This is a genomic window from Micromonospora sp. WMMC273 (genome assembly GCF_027460285.1).
In the GTDB taxonomy this organism is placed as follows: domain Bacteria; phylum Actinomycetota; class Actinomycetes; order Mycobacteriales; family Micromonosporaceae; genus Micromonospora; species Micromonospora aurantiaca.
Genome location: NZ_JAPZBE010000001.1, coordinates 202,102 through 216,021 on the forward strand (window position 1 = coordinate 202,102; position 13,920 = coordinate 216,021).

The following is a 13,920-nucleotide window of genomic DNA, read 5'->3' on the forward strand; positions in this document are numbered from 1 at the left end:
ACGGGGGCGAGTGGGATTTTGCACTCCCAGTGCACTTGTCTGGAGTTTCGCGTCTGCCTAGCGTCAGGCCATGGCTGACTCGTGGACGTTCGCTGTGGCCCGTGCCGACCTCTCCCGCACCACGCTCGCCGACGGCGCGGTGCCCGCCCTCGCCGACGGGGAGGCGCTGCTGCGCGTGGACCGGGTCGGCCTGACCGCCAACAACGTGACGTACGCGGTGCTCGGCGAGGCGATGCGCTACTGGGAGTTCTTCCCGCCCGAGCCGCGTGGGCTGGACCGGCAGTGGGGGCTGCCGCCGCTGTGGGGCTTCGCCGAGGTGGTTGCATCCACAGTGTCGGGAGTCGAGCCGGGCCGGCGAGTCTACGGCTACCTGCCGCCCGCCGGTCACCTGGTGGTACGCCCCGACCGGGTGGACGAGTCCGGATTCCGCGACGCCAGCACGCACCGGGCCGGCCTGCCCTCGCCGTACAACGCCTACCGGTCCACCGACGGCGACCCCGCGTACCGGGCGGAGCAGGAGGACCTGCTCATCCTGTTCCGGCCGCTGTTCTTCACCTCGTTCATGCTCGCCGACCAGGTGATCGACGAGAACGCCTACGGTGCGCGGTCGCTCGTGCTGTCGTCCGCTTCGAGCAAGACGGCGTACGCCACAGCGTTCGAACTGCACGGCCGCGGCCCACGCCTGATCGGGCTCACCTCGCGGGGCAACCTCGCCTTCACCAGGTCGCTCGGCTGCTACGACGAGGTCCTCTCCTACGACGACATCGGCACGCTCGACGCCGTACCGACCGTCTACCTCGACCTGTCCGGCTCACCCACTACCCGCGCCGCCCTGCGCGCGCACCTCGGCGGCCTGCTGGTCCGGGACATCGCCGTCGGCCTCACCCAGCAGACACCCAACGCGGGTGCCGCCGGGGAGGTCTTCTTCGCGCCGGTGCGCATCCGCAAGCGGAGCCAGGACTGGGGTCGCGACGGCCTCGACGAGCGGTTCGCCGACGCCTGGCAGCGGTTCTCCCAGGTGGTGAGCGGATGGCTCGACGTGCGGGTCGGCACCGGTCCGGAGGCGCTGCGGGACGCGTGGCTCGACGTCCTCGCGGGCCGTACGCCACCCCGGGTCGGCCACGTCGTCCAGCTCTGAGCACGTCGCCGATTCCGGCCGTGGTGCGCCCGTCCGGCCGATGCGCGCTAGGCTGACGACGCGGGGTACCGATGACTGATCGCCACCGCTTGCTTCTCCCACGGTTTCCCAGCCGCGACGACTGAGTCGAGCGCTGCCGTGCAGATTCCCTTGGAGCACCTCGTGCCCGACAACACGTTCGCCCTGAACCCCTTCCGTGTGGAGGGGGTCGGTGCCACAGACGACGAGCGCGGTCCGATCGCGGACGTCAGCGTCGAATCCATGACCCGTCTGCGGAGCCCGTTCGCCGCGGCGCAGCCCGCTCGTGAGCCGGCCGGCGCGCCCGACGGACGCTAGGCCGTCAGCAGGGCGTGACGGCCCCGGCCGCGGCGCACCGATCTCCCCGAGGGTGCCGCCGGGCGCGGTCGAGTGGTCAGCGATTGACGTAGGCGGCCAGGCCGCCGAGTTCCTCGTTGGCGATGAAGACCGAACGCACGTTGATGATTGCCTCCTCGACGTGGAGCGGGCAGCCCCATGCCGAGTCGCCCCACGAGTCAGCGATCTTGATCTCGGCGGGTGCTGTGCAGCCGTCGCCGCCGCCGAGCTGACACCGCTCGGGGCGCGGAGTGGCGGCCTGCGCGGCTGCGGCGGCGCGCAGCCGGGCGGTGAGTTCCGCAGCCGCGGCGGCGCGCTGCTCCGCCTCGGCCCGTAGTTCCCGCTCCGCCCGCACCACCCGGGCCAGCTCGTCGTGGGCGGCCCGGGCGCGGGCGTCCGCGTCGGCCTTCGCCTGTTCGATGTGGTGGCGTTCGATGGCCAGGGCGGCGGTGCCGGTGAAGACCCGGGCGAGCGCCAGGTCGGCGTCGCGCGGGACACGCGGGGTGCGGTGGTACATGGCGAACGTGCCGAGCAGGCTGCCATCGCGGGCGAGGATCGGCGTGGACCAGCAGGCGGCCAGCCCGGCCCGCTCGGCCAGGTCGCGGAAGTCGGCCCAGAACGGGTCGGTGGCGATGTCGGTGACGATGACCGGTTCCCGCCGATGCGCGGCGGTGCCGCACGAGCCGACACCTTCGCCGGTGGCGATCCCGTCGATGGCCTGGTTGTAGAAGTCGGGCAGGCTGGGCGCGGCGCCGTGGCGCAGGTGCCGGCCGTCGGCGTCGGCGAGCAGGACGGAGGCGAGCACCTCCTGGGGCGCGAGGTTCTCGATGCAGCGGGCCATCCCGTCGAGCACCTCGGCCAGCGGCGCCTGCCGGGCGATCTGCTCCAGCATCGCGCGGTGCTCGGCCATCAGCCGTTGCGCGTGCTTGACCTGCGTGGTCTCCACCCCGATCACGCGGATCCCGGTCACCGTGCCGTCGGCGTCGCGGCGCGCCTCGTAGGTGAAGTCGAAGAACGCCTCCCGCGCCTGCGACCCGGTGCCGAGCATGATCCGGGCGTCGTGGCCGGTGTACGACTCGCCCGTGCGGTAGACCTCGTCCAGCAGGGCGATGAAGCCCTGGCCGTCCAGTTCCGGCATCAACTCGGCGAGGGCGACCCCGGTACGGGCGCGTTCCTCGCCGATGGCGGCGAAGAACGCCGGGTTCGCCGCCTCCACCACGTGCGTCGGCCCGGCAAGCGCCGCGAACACGGCGATGGACTGCCCGAACAGCGCCCGTAGATCCTCGTCGGCGGGCTGCCCGGCGACCGACGAGCTCGCCTGCTGGCCCGGTAGCGCCGTCATGCCTGGTCTTCCTCCCACGCCTGCCTCGTCGATCGCTGCCACATTACGGGCCAGTGGCAGGCGTTCACATCTTGGCATCGACGCTCGCCTCCGTTACCGTCGTGGGAACGCTCCCACGAACTTAGATACGTCTATGTGATCAGGAGGAAACACGACGTGGCTATCCTCTCGTCCCGCCGCAGATCAGCGGCCATCAGCGTGGCCGCCGTCGCGGGCCTCGCCGCGGCCGGCGTCGGTTTCGCCGTCGGTGGCGCATCCGCCGGAACGGTGTCCGGATCGCTCTACCGTGACCCGAGCTCGGCAGTGGTCCGCTGGGTCGCGGCAAACCCCGGCGACTCCCGCGCCGCCGTCATCCGCGACAAGATCGCCAGTCAGCCGCAGGCGCGCTGGTACGCCAACTTCAACCCGTCGACCATCCAGTCGGAGGTCTCCAGCTTCATCGGCGCCGCCAACGCGGCACAGCAGATTCCCGTGCTGTCGGTGTACGAGATCCCCAACCGGGACTGCGGTGGGGCCAGCGCCGGTGGCGCGCCGGACCTCAACCAGTACCAGACCTGGGTGTCCAACTTCGCCAGAGGGCTCGGCAACCAGACGGTTCTGATCATCCTGGAGACCGACTCGCTCGCGCTCCAGACCTGCCTGAGCCCCAGCGAACTCAGCGCGCGCAACCAGGCGCTGACCACGGCGACCCAGACCATCAAGTCGGGCAACCCCAACGCCAAGGTCTACCTCGACGGCGGGCACTCGACCTGGAACAGCGCCAACGACACTGCGAACCGGCTGCGGGCGGCCGGCGTGCAGTACGCCGACGGCTTCTTCACCAACGTGTCGAACTTCAACCCCACGTCCAGCGAGGCGAACTTCGGCCGGGCCGTCATCTCCGCGCTCAACGGCATGGGCATCTCCGGCAAGCGGCAGGTCATCGACACCAGCCGCAACGGCGGTGCCGCCGGTGACTGGTGCGCCGACGACAACACCGACCGGCGCATCGGGCAGTACCCGACGACGAACACCGGCGACGCCAACATCGACGCGTACCTATGGGTGAAGCCGCCGGGCGAAGCGGACGGCTGCCGCTACACGGCCGGTTCGTTCCAGCCGGACCTGGCCTTCAGCCTGGCCAACGGCGCGCCCAATCCGCCGCCCACCACCGCGCCGCCGACGACCAATCCGCCGACCACCGCTCCGCCGACGACCGCTCCGCCGACCACGGCGCCGCCGACCACGCCGCCGCCGGCCGGTAACGGCTGCTCCGCGTCGGTCGCTGTCAACCAGTGGAACGGCGGCTTCACCGCGAGCGTGAACGTCACCGCCGGCTCGGCGAGCATCAACGGCTGGACCGTGACCGTCGCGCTGCCTGGCGGCGCCGCGATCACCGGCACCTGGAACGCCCAGGCCAGCGGCACCAGCGGCACCGTCCGGTTCACGAACGTGGGCTACAACGGGCAGGTCGGCGCCGGCCAGACGACCAACTTCGGTTTCCAGGGCACCGGCACCGGCCAGGGCGCTACCGCCACCTGCGCCGCCTGACCGGACCCGACGCCAGGGCCCGGCGCGGAGGATCGCTCTCCGCGCCGGGCCCCCGTCGTCAGCCCTGGTCCGCCGAGCCGATCCACAGGGGAATCGAGTCGTGGGCACGGACGTCGTGGGCCGGCACCACCTGCATCAGGCCGGCCAGCGCGACGATGCGCCGAAGGCCCTCCCGGACCCGCGTCGCGTCCACGTCCGCGAGTATCCGCAGCAGCGCCGGGCGCTCCGCCCGGAGCGTCACGCCCTCCATCTGCCAGGTCAGGTCGCCGATGAAGGCGTACCGGCGCCCGTCGGGCAGGCTGACGAAGACCACGACCGAGCCGTCCGTGTGGCCGCCCGCCTCCACGATCACCACCGAGCCGTCGCCGTGGACGTCGTGGCTGGCGGGGAAGCCGAGGTACGGCGGGCCGTCGAACGTGTAGTGGTGGATCCGGCGGTGGCTCGCGACCTCCCGGAACACGGCGGCATCGGCGGCCCGGTCGACGTACCGGCCTTCCGCGGGGTTCAGCCAGATCGGCACGTCGAGGTCGGCCAGGCCGCTGACGTGGTCCCAGTGGGCGTGCGTGATGACGACACCCCGCAGCCGTGCCATGTCGTAGTCCCGCGCCCGCAACTGGTCCCGGACGGTCGCGCCGACTTCGTGCGGGGTGCGCCGGTAGGACGGCATGGCCGCGATATGCGCCTCGACGTCCGCGCCGAACCCGGCGTCGATCAGCAGGTCACCGCGCGGGTGCCGGACGAGCACGGCGGTGGCGGCGAACCGTCGCCGGTCGCCGAACGCGCCGCCGCGGTAGGCCAGGAATGCCCGATTCTCGTACGTCCCGGTGGGGAACTGGTAGATCGCCATCCCGGGTGGCGGTGCGGCGTCGGGCAGCGGACCCGTCCACGGTTCCGGCGCCGGAAAGGGCGCGGGCCGGAACGACCGGACGGCGACCAGCGCGGCGGCGACACCGGCGAGCGCGACGGCGCTCCACACGTAGATCATCTGTCGTGCCTCTTCGCGTTTCTCACCGGTCGATTCGACAGCCGGTGGCGCGTCGGCGTCCAACACCTGATCGGGGGCGGCAATACCTTGAGGGTATGGTTCCCCGGTGGTGGACATGCGCTCTCTGGGCTATTTCGTCGCGGTGGCCGAGGAGCTCAACGTGGGCCGCGCGGCGGCCCGCCTGCACATCTCGCAGCCGCCCCTGAGCCGGGCGATCCAGCGCCTGGAGGTCGAACTCGGCGTCGAGTTGTTCAACCGCTCGGTCCGGGGCATGACGCTGACGCCCGCCGGTCAGGTGCTGCTCCCGGAGGCGCGCGAGCTGCTCGCCCGCATGGATTCCCTGCCGTCGCTCGTCGCCCCGGCGGCCGAGCCGCGCAGCATCACCATCGGGACGCTCGCGGACAGCGTGGACCGGGCGGGCAGCACCCTGATCGACGCCTTCCGCTCCCGGTACCCGGGCGTCGAGATCCGCGTCGTCGAGGGCGACCTCACCGACCCCACTGTGGGCGTGGACCGCGGTCTGGTCGACGTCGCGCTCACCCGGGGGCCGTTCACCGCCGGCACGGTCGCCGTCGCCGAACTCCGCCGGGATCCGGTGGGGGTCGTCCTGCGGACGACCGACCCGCTCGCGTCCCGGGACCGGGTGCGGCTCGACGAACTGCGGGACCGCCGCTGGTTCCGCGTCCCGGACACCGTCGACCCCGTGTGGCGGGACTACTGGACCGGTGGTCGCGAACCCGTGGACGGCACCGACACCGTGGTGCGGACCGTCCGCGAGTGCATCCAGGCGGTCCTGTGGTCGGACTCGATCGGGCTGGCCCCGCTGGCCATCACCCCCGTACCCGGCATCGTCGTCGTCCCGGTGGACGGCGTGGCGCCGAGCCCGCTCGTCGTGGCGTGGCGGCGGCGCGACCGCAGGTCCCTCGTGCACGGCTTCGTCGACCTCGCCACCGCCCGGTGAGAACCTCACCGGGCGGTGGCGGCCGGAGTCACGCGCCGGCGAACCGCCGCGCCCTCCTCAGGTTGAGCGCCAGCTCCTCGCGGTTCTGGTGCGCATGGCGGAGCCACGCCGGCTGGCCCGGGCCGGTACGCCAGGACTCGCTGAGCGGACTGTTGTCCACAGTGTCGAAGCCGAACCGGTCGTAGAGCTGCGTCACCAGCTCGACCGCCTCCGGGTGGTCGCTGGAGACGGACAGCGCCAGCCGGTCCGGCGCGCCGGCGGGCCGGGCCGAGGTGAGCAGCCGGGGCGCCTGGATGTGGGTGAACGCCTTCGCGACCTTCGACGTGGGGAGCTGTTCCTGGCGCAGCTCGTGGACCGTCTTCTCGCCGGAGTCGAGGACCGGGATGTTCCCGTCCCGCCAGACCATGTAGTTGTTCGTGTCCAGCACGACCTTGCCGGCCAGCTCCTCGACCGGCATGTCGTTCACGACCTTGAGCGGCACGGCGACGATCGCGAAGTCGCCCGCTGCCGCCGCCTCCGCGGCGTACGCCGCCCGCGCCGACGGCCCGAGTTCGGCCACCAGGTCCGTCAGCGTGTGCGGCCCCCGGGAGTTGGCGATCACGACCGTGTACCCGGCCGCTACCGCCGCGCGGGCGAGCTGGCCGCCGACCTCACCCGCGCCGATGATGCCGATGGTGGTCATCGTCGGTGTCCGTCAGCGGGCGGCGGTGAGCTGCCGGAGCATCTCGGCCGAGTCGTGCAGCGCGGTCATCTGCACGAACCGCCCGTCGCTGACCTTGTAGATGGCGTACTCGACGATTTCGAACGAGGCGCCGGAGGGCGGCACGCCCAGCCACTCCTTCACCGGCGTGCCGTAGTTGATCGCGCGTACGGCGATCCGGTCGCGGTCGAACAGCAGTTCCTTGACCTCCCAGCGGAGGTCCGGAACGGCGTCCACGTCGTGCTTCTGCACCGCGAGCACGTCGTCCCGGGTGCCCGGCTCGCCGTTCAGCATCACCGTGTCGTTGATGAACTCGTCCATGCCGTCGAACTCGTGGGCGTTCAGTGCGGCGACGTAGCGCAGGTACCAGTCGCGGAGATCGTGCTGAGTCATGTCACTCTTCCTCTGCTGTGCGGATGCGGTCGGGGCGGACGGTTACCAGCTCAGGGGCCCGAGGTCGTCCTGGAGGGTTCCGGTCGGGCCGTCGGGGGGAAGCGTCGCCAGGCGTACGACGGTCCGGGCGCTCTCCGCCGGGGTCCTGCCGCCGCCGATCGCGGCGGTCAGGTCGGTGGCGGTGTAGCCCGGCTCGACCGCGTTGAACTTGATCCCCGGCTGGGACTTGGCGTACTGGAGGGTGATCATCGTGGCGGCGGACTTCGACGCCGAGTAGAGCGGTGACGTCAGGTGGTACTCCGGCCGGTCGGGGTTGGTGACCGCCCAGAAGGAGCCGGCGCTGCTCGACACCGTGACCACTGTCGGATTGGACGACCGGCGCAGCAGCGGCAGCGCCGCCTCCGTGACCCTGACGATCCCGACCATGTTGGTGTCGAAGACGCGCAGGGCGGTCGGCCCGTCGACGACGCCGTTCTCGGCGATGCCGGCGTTGTTGACGAGGACGTCCAGCCGCCCCTCGTCGGCGTCGATGGTCGCCAGCGCCTTCGTGACCGAGTCGTCGTCGGTCACGTCGAGCGGCACGAACCGTGCCCCCAGAGCCGAGGCGGCCTCCTCGCCCCGCCCGGTGTCGCGCGCTCCGACGTAGACGACGTGCCCCAGGTCGAGAAGCTGTCTGGCGGTCGCGAAACCGATGCCCTTGTTCGCGCCGGTGATCAACGTGACGGTCATGCTGTTCCCTCGTGTTCCCAGTTTTGTACTGATCGGTTCGTGGACCACTGTAACAGCTTTCTGTACCGATCGGTTCGTGGGCTGGGTCACGTTCTGTACCGAGCGGTATAGTCGGGGTATGAGCGCTGAGACTCCGACCCCGGGACGGCCGCGGGCCTTCGACGAGCAGACGGTCCTCGACCGGGCCGCCGAGGTCTTCTGGCAGCAGGGCTACGAGGGTGCGTCGTTGAGCTCACTCACCAAGGCGATGGGCATCAACCGGCCCAGCCTCTACGCCGCGTTCGGCAGTAAGGAGGAGCTGTTCAGGCGGGCCTTCGACCGCTACCACGAGACCAACCTCGCGAACGCGCGCGCCGCCCTCGACCAGCCGACCGCGTACGCCGCGATCGAAGCCTTCCTGCGCGCCAGCGCCGACAACCTGACCGCCGGCGGCCACCCCGCCGGCTGTCTCTCCATCCAGGGCGGCCTGGCCTGCTCCCCGGAGAACGCCCGCATCTCCGAGATCCTCGCCGCCGGCCGGGCGGCCACCGAGGCCGCGCTCGAAAAGCGGCTGTCCCGCGCGGCGAAGGAGGGGGACCTCCCGGACGGCCTGGACAGCCGGGCGCTCGCCCGTTTCGTGATGGCGCTCAGCGAGGGGCACGCCGTCCACGCGGCGGCCGGCGCGAGCCGCGAGGACCTTCAGGCCTCCGTCGACGTCGCCATGCGGGCCGTCGCCGCACTCCATCCCGGTCCCGTGCCGGCGGGGTCCGCGTAGTCGAGGGCGGCCTCAGTACTGGGTGGACTCAGAAGCGGCGGCGGACCCATCTGCCGATCATTCCTAGCGTGAACAGCAGCATGAACAGGAATATCCCCGCGCGCCAGTTGTCGCCGCTGGTGTTCCGCCCGGTGTAGGCCGACATCCCGTACAAGAAAAAGATCACGTTGGCCGGCAGGACGACCAGGAGCGCCTTGGTGTCGAGGTGCGGTCCGCGTTTCTGCGCAAGGTTGTTGTTGATGTTGATGTTTCCGGTCTGGGTGGCGTAGACGTTGCCCGAGTTCGTGTTGATGTTCTGGCCCGACCCGGGTGGGGTCCCCTTCTGACCGGAACTCATCGCGGCTTCACCATCAGCTCCGGTGCGGCGCCCGGTCGTGCCACCAGTTCGGCGATACGCGGATCGGCGGAGCCGCTCACGCCCAGCATGGCGACCGCCTGCTTGAACGCCTGCGGAATGGTCCGGCCGAAGCCCAGAGCGGAGTAGAAGGAAGCGGCGAATGCGATGGCATCGTCGTCGGGGATGGCCGCGTTCATGCCGACGACGTAGTCGACGTATCGACTGAGGGCCTGCACCGCGTTGGCGGAGTGGCAGGCGTTGACGACAACGACCCGAAGGTTGTCGCCAGTGGCGTGGAAGAGCTCCGCGAGAGAGGCGAGACTGACGGATCGGGCGATGCCGTCATCTGCGGAAAGCAGGATTTCCCCGGTGCGATCGCCGTGGCCGCTGAAGTGGACGATGTGCGGGCTGTGCTGGTTGAGGTACTGAAGGAGATCCATCGGACGGACCGCCCAGCAGGTGATGAGTTCGAACGCCTCCCGGTCCCGGGAGAGGCGTAGTCGCTCCGTGATCTGCCGCGCCTCCTCGTCGATGGCCAGCCGCGCGGTGGCCAAGGGATTGGCGGCGAGCATGAGGACGCGGATCCGGTCGTCAGGAGCCGCCGTCTCGTGAACGTTGACGTCGCCGGTCTGTGTGGCATAGACGGGACCACCGTTTGTGCTGATCTGTTGGTGCCAGCCGGTGCCGGCAACCGACTTCTTCGCGTCCCTCATGCGCTGCCACTCCATCATGATCTTGTCGACGTCGGATGACGGCGACATGCCCTCGACGGCTGTCGACAGCCCGTCCACCCCGGCTGTCCCGACGGCAACTACTGACGGACAGCCGTCCGTCAGTAGTTGCCGTGCGATGCCTGTCAGGTCCGGCGCCGCCTGCCGGCTCTCGATTGGAGCTGTGCGTCGAATACCAGAGCTTCTCGGGTTCGTACGACTGCTCACTCTTGTTCGTCAACTGCGGCACCCCGACGTGGTGGATCCCCGCAAGCTGGCCGAGTTCGTCGACGCCGGCGGCTGTCTCTACGTGTCCGACCTCGCCGGTGACCTGTTGGCGCTCGCGTTCCCGGAGCTCTTCGTCTTCGACGGACGCGGCGGCCGGACTGGCGAGATGGATGCCCTCGTCGTCGATCGGGGACTGCGTGAGATGTCCGGTCGCATGATCAGGATCAGGTTCGACATGGGCAGCTGGAAGGTCTTGCGCCACTGCCAGGGCCACGCCGTCATCCGGTCGGCCGCCCCGGGCGAGTACGCCGATCTCCCGATCATGGTTTCGGTTCGCTGTGGCCGCGGGACGGTCTTCTACACCTGTTTTCACAACCGGTCCCAGCAGTTCACGTACCCGGACTTCGGCGAGAAGCGCGGCCGCTACTTCCTGGCCCGGGATGGGCGCCGTGGTCCCGGAGGTCCTGAGCGCGATCGCCACCTCGGTCATCGGCTCAGCGCTGAGTACCGGCAGTGGCAAGCCTCAGTACCTGCCGCCGCGAAGGACGCCGTCGGCGGCATGAAGGGCAGCCTCATCCGCTGAGGGGCGGGCTGTCCGTCAGGGAGGAGCAGGCGGGATTCCGCCGTCCCCCAAGACCATCGGAGGAGAAGCCATGTCCGAGCGGGCCACCGAGGGGCAGGTAGTCATGCCCTTCTACATCGTCTGTGACGTCTCCGGATCCATGTGCGGCGACATGGCCGATCTGAACGCAGGCGTCGCCGGTCTGCGCCAGGAGATCATGAAGGACCCCGTCGCCGACGACCTGGCGATGCTCAGTGTCATCGCGTTCGACGACACCGCTCGCACCGTGATGCCACTCAACTTCCCGAGCGCGATGGAACTGCAGACCCTGAGCTGTGGTGGCCTGACCAACTACACCGCTGCCTTTCAGGAGTTCCACCGGGCCTTCGAGGCCGATCGGGTCCGGCTGAAGAACGAAGGCAAGAGGGTCTTCCGTCCGTGCATCTTCTTCCTCACCGACGGCGAGCCGACGAGCAGGGACCACCTGCAGGTCTTTCAGCAGCTGCTCGGGTACGACCCGGTCACGAAGCAGGGGAACCCCCGCTACCCGTACGTCACACCGTTCGGATTCCGTAGTGCGACGGAGGAGTCGATGAAGGCCCTCGCCTACCCCAACTTCGGTGAGAAGAAGGGACGCTACTTTCTGGCGAAGCAGGGCGCATCGGTCCCGAGCCTGCTCAAGGCCATCTCCGGAATGATCGGCACCTCGGTGCTCTCCTCCAGCCTGAGCGGCACTGTCGGGACGTTCCAGTACACCCCGCCGGCCACCGACGCGTCGCCGGAACTGGAGGGCAGCTTTGTCGACTGACGTGTGGCGGCGCACCGAGACACCCGGGGCGGGTGCGTACGTGATCGGCGATCCGGGCCGTGCCGCCACGCAGTTGGAACCCGGCCCGCCCACGCGCTTCCCGGACTCGGCCGATCATGAGCTGAGCGACTTTCGAGTGCCAGGCGCACAGGTCCGTGCCGCCAGCGTACGAGGAATCCTGCATCGCTATCGCAATCAGCCGCGGCAGGACCGCTTCTCCGTGGTCTTCGACCCGTCCACGATGACGCTTGTCGTCACCGTCTGCGACGGCGTCGGGCAGTTCCCCCTGTCGCAGGAGGCGGCCGGGTTCGCGGCGGCCGACGTACCTCGCGCCTACCTCCGTCACGGTGACTGGCAGATCGCCGTGAACGAGGTCAACGAGCGTCTCAAGGACTTCGTCGCGGCGGCCGGGAGCCGTCCGCACCTCGATCACGTCCCTGATGGCGTCCGGATGGCGACAACCCTCGTGGCCGCAGCGGTATGTCTCGATCCGGCCGAACGGCACGTCTCCGTCGCCTGGACCGACGACTCGTCGGCCTGGGTACTGGCCGACGGCCGGTGGCGGAATCTGACGCACGATCCGGACGCCTACGACGACGACAACGGCTTGCACTCCGGCCGGGTCAGGGCACTGCCGCATGCGGATCCTCGGCTCAGGACGGCCGAGCACCTCCTCGGCGACGGACCGATCTTCCTCATGACCGATGGCGTCGGCGTCCCGCTCGAGGGCTCCGTGCAGGTGCGTGAGACCCTCGCCGGCTGGTGGGCCACCGCCCCCGACGTCTTCACCTTCGCTCAGCAGGTCGGCTTCGCGCGGAAAGGGCACATGGACGACCGCACCGTCGTCGGTGTCTGGTTCGAGGCGAGCCGGCCGTGATCCGCATCGACAGACGCCGGCTGGGCACACTCAAGCCGCTCGGCCAGGGCGGGATGGCACAGGTGCATCTCGTCGGTGACCACATTCCTGAGGTGCCGGGCAGGCTCGCGTTCAAGGAGCTGTTGCCGTCCGTCGACGCGAAGAACCGTGGACCGATGCTCAGCACGATGCGGCAGGCTGTCGCGCTGCGTGACGCGATGAGCCCGGCGGAGCAGGCCGAACTCGACCTCCTCACCGTGTGGCCGCTGGCCATGGTCCATGAGAAGGGCACCGACGTGGGCATGCTCATGCGGTGCATCCCCGACGACTTCTTCATCGACGCCAATGGCGGACGCCGGGTCTTCGAGTTCCAGTTGCTCGGCGCCGACTCGGAACAGGCCAAGGAGAACGGTTTCGACAAGAGCCGCGCACCGGCCGACAAGGAACTCGTCCGCCTGGCCCTGATGGCCCGCCTCGCGTACGCGATCGAAGTGATCCACCGGCCACGAGGCGGCCGGCGTCTCGTCTACGGCGACATGAATTTGCGCAACGCCGCCGTGGCCACCGATCCGCCACGAATCCTGCTGATGGACTGCGACGGGGTGGCCGATGTCGCCGACGCCACCCGGATCCAGCCGAACACCCCGTTCTTCGTGCCGCCGGAGGTGCGGCACAAGAAGCAGAAGCTGCAGGACCAGCTCACCGACGTCTACAAACTCGCACTGTGCGTGATCCGGGGCCTCGCCACCGGCCGCGGATCCACCCAGCTGCACGATCCGGCCAGCCCGCTCGTCCCCCCGGGCCTGCTCGACCAGGTAGGAATCGACCTGCTCAACCGTGCGCTCAGTGACGACCGTGCCCAGCGGCCGACCGCCCAGGAGATCAAGGAATATCTCGTCGGCCGGGTGCTCGATCTTGCTGACCCACCGACACTGCTGTCCGCGGAACTCAGTACCGACGTGACGCTGCGTGGCTCCGAGGTCTTCGTCCGCTGGCAGCACAGGGGCGCCAGATCGGTCCGCATATTCAGCGATGTCAACAACTTCGCCGTCGGGGATATCGACCCCGACGGCTACCCGAACGGCTATCCCGTCAAGCCACCCACTGCGTGCGAGATCCGGGTAGCAGTCGTCAACGACCACGGCGAGGACGAAGGACCGGCGGGCCGGCTGCACTACTACGAGATGCCGCCGGTGCAGGTCTCGGTCAACCCGCCCGCGGTCGTGCTGCCGGACCTGCCGGTGATGCGGCTGCCTCGTACACACGCAGAGCTTCCGCCGTACCCACTGCCCGCGGCGGACGTCGTTCCGCTGCCACCGTTGCACTGGCCGCAGGTGCCGCCGGTTGACCTCGCGCCGGCAGTGCCTGAGGCGCACACGTCGAAGCAGCTACGGGACGTGATCGGGAGCGCCTACCGCGCCGCCGACGTCGGGGTCGACGCCGCGATCCGCGAAATGCTGCGGCGTACAGCACAGAAGCTTCGTGCGGATTCCAAGCAGAAGGCCTCCGCCAACGGTTTCCCTCCCCCGTGAA

General features: G+C 69.8%; 15 protein-coding genes. 8 read left to right on the forward strand and 7 right to left on the reverse strand.

Annotated features, from left to right (window positions below; genetic code table 11):
* Window positions 1-70 precede the first annotated feature (70 nt).
* On the forward strand, window positions 71-1,138 hold the full coding sequence (locus O7611_RS01050) for a DUF2855 family protein (RefSeq protein WP_194798805.1): 1,068 nt from the start codon (window positions 71-73) through the stop codon (window positions 1,136-1,138).
* A gap of 412 nt (window positions 1,139-1,550) precedes the next feature.
* Here the strand turns inward: O7611_RS01050 and O7611_RS01055 are convergent, their stop codons facing one another.
* Window positions 1,551-2,834, reverse strand: coding sequence for a GAF domain-containing protein (locus tag O7611_RS01055; protein ID WP_194798804.1), 1,284 nt, complete (start codon window positions 2,832-2,834; stop codon window positions 1,551-1,553).
* Between the two features lie 156 nt (window positions 2,835-2,990).
* On the opposite strand from O7611_RS01055, the gene O7611_RS01060 reads away from it, so the two are divergent.
* Window positions 2,991-4,364: a glycoside hydrolase family 6 protein gene (locus O7611_RS01060; protein WP_194798803.1), complete on the forward strand. Its 1,374-nt coding sequence runs from the start codon at window positions 2,991-2,993 to the stop codon at window positions 4,362-4,364.
* A 58-nt stretch (window positions 4,365-4,422) separates the two neighbouring features.
* Here the strand turns inward: O7611_RS01060 and O7611_RS01065 are convergent, their stop codons facing one another.
* The gene (locus O7611_RS01065; RefSeq protein WP_194798802.1) at window positions 4,423-5,349 is read right to left on the reverse strand and encodes an MBL fold metallo-hydrolase; all 927 of its coding nucleotides are present in this window, start codon (window positions 5,347-5,349) and stop codon (window positions 4,423-4,425) included.
* A gap of 115 nt (window positions 5,350-5,464) precedes the next feature.
* On the opposite strand from O7611_RS01065, the gene O7611_RS01070 reads away from it, so the two are divergent.
* Window positions 5,465-6,310: a LysR family transcriptional regulator gene (locus O7611_RS01070; RefSeq protein ID WP_228531382.1), complete on the forward strand. Its 846-nt coding sequence runs from the start codon at window positions 5,465-5,467 to the stop codon at window positions 6,308-6,310.
* Between the two features lie 28 nt (window positions 6,311-6,338).
* Here the strand turns inward: O7611_RS01070 and O7611_RS01075 are convergent, their stop codons facing one another.
* Genes O7611_RS01075 through O7611_RS01085 form a run of 3 tightly spaced genes read right to left on the reverse strand, consistent with a single transcriptional unit; the run spans window position 6,339 to window position 8,132 of the window.
* Entirely contained in the window at window positions 6,339-6,992 is a 654-nt protein-coding gene (locus O7611_RS01075; protein WP_269696052.1) for an NADPH-dependent F420 reductase, read from the reverse strand.
* Window positions 6,993-7,004: 12 nt separating this feature from the next.
* Window positions 7,005-7,403 carry an ester cyclase gene (locus tag O7611_RS01080; RefSeq protein ID WP_262012716.1) on the reverse strand — a complete coding sequence of 133 codons (399 nt, stop codon included), beginning with the start codon at window positions 7,401-7,403 and terminating at the stop codon, window positions 7,005-7,007.
* Window positions 7,404-7,445: 42 nt separating this feature from the next.
* Entirely contained in the window at window positions 7,446-8,132 is a 687-nt protein-coding gene (locus O7611_RS01085; RefSeq protein WP_269696053.1) for an SDR family NAD(P)-dependent oxidoreductase, read from the reverse strand.
* A gap of 118 nt (window positions 8,133-8,250) precedes the next feature.
* Here O7611_RS01085 and O7611_RS01090 point away from each other — a divergent pair, with 118 nt between their 5' ends.
* Window positions 8,251-8,886 carry a TetR/AcrR family transcriptional regulator gene (locus tag O7611_RS01090; protein WP_269696054.1) on the forward strand — a complete coding sequence of 212 codons (636 nt, stop codon included), beginning with the start codon at window positions 8,251-8,253 and terminating at the stop codon, window positions 8,884-8,886.
* A 28-nt stretch (window positions 8,887-8,914) separates the two neighbouring features.
* Here the strand turns inward: O7611_RS01090 and O7611_RS01095 are convergent, their stop codons facing one another.
* Window positions 8,915-9,223 carry a hypothetical protein gene (locus tag O7611_RS01095; protein WP_194798797.1) on the reverse strand — a complete coding sequence of 103 codons (309 nt, stop codon included), beginning with the start codon at window positions 9,221-9,223 and terminating at the stop codon, window positions 8,915-8,917.
* Window positions 9,220-10,014 carry a CHAT domain-containing protein gene (locus tag O7611_RS01100; RefSeq protein ID WP_194798796.1) on the reverse strand — a complete coding sequence of 265 codons (795 nt, stop codon included), beginning with the start codon at window positions 10,012-10,014 and terminating at the stop codon, window positions 9,220-9,222. The genes O7611_RS01095 and O7611_RS01100 overlap by 4 nt, the downstream gene beginning before the upstream one ends.
* A gap of 178 nt (window positions 10,015-10,192) precedes the next feature.
* On the opposite strand from O7611_RS01100, the gene O7611_RS01105 reads away from it, so the two are divergent.
* The 4 genes from O7611_RS01105 to O7611_RS01120 all read left to right on the forward strand — a co-directional run bounded on the left by O7611_RS01105 (window position 10,193) and on the right by O7611_RS01120 (window position 13,919).
* The gene (locus tag O7611_RS01105; RefSeq protein WP_269696055.1) at window positions 10,193-10,744 is read left to right on the forward strand and encodes a hypothetical protein; all 552 of its coding nucleotides are present in this window, start codon (window positions 10,193-10,195) and stop codon (window positions 10,742-10,744) included.
* Between the two features lie 70 nt (window positions 10,745-10,814).
* The gene (locus tag O7611_RS01110) at window positions 10,815-11,531 is read left to right on the forward strand and encodes a vWA domain-containing protein (protein WP_269696056.1); all 717 of its coding nucleotides are present in this window, start codon (window positions 10,815-10,817) and stop codon (window positions 11,529-11,531) included.
* Window positions 11,532-11,571: 40 nt separating this feature from the next.
* The gene (locus tag O7611_RS01115) at window positions 11,572-12,408 is read left to right on the forward strand and encodes a protein phosphatase 2C domain-containing protein (RefSeq protein ID WP_194798793.1); all 837 of its coding nucleotides are present in this window, start codon (window positions 11,572-11,574) and stop codon (window positions 12,406-12,408) included.
* Window positions 12,405-13,919 (forward strand): hypothetical protein, encoded by a 1,515-nt coding sequence (locus O7611_RS01120; protein WP_194798792.1) that lies wholly within the window; start codon window positions 12,405-12,407, stop codon window positions 13,917-13,919. The genes O7611_RS01115 and O7611_RS01120 overlap by 4 nt, the downstream gene beginning before the upstream one ends.
* Window position 13,920: the final 1 nt, after the last annotated feature.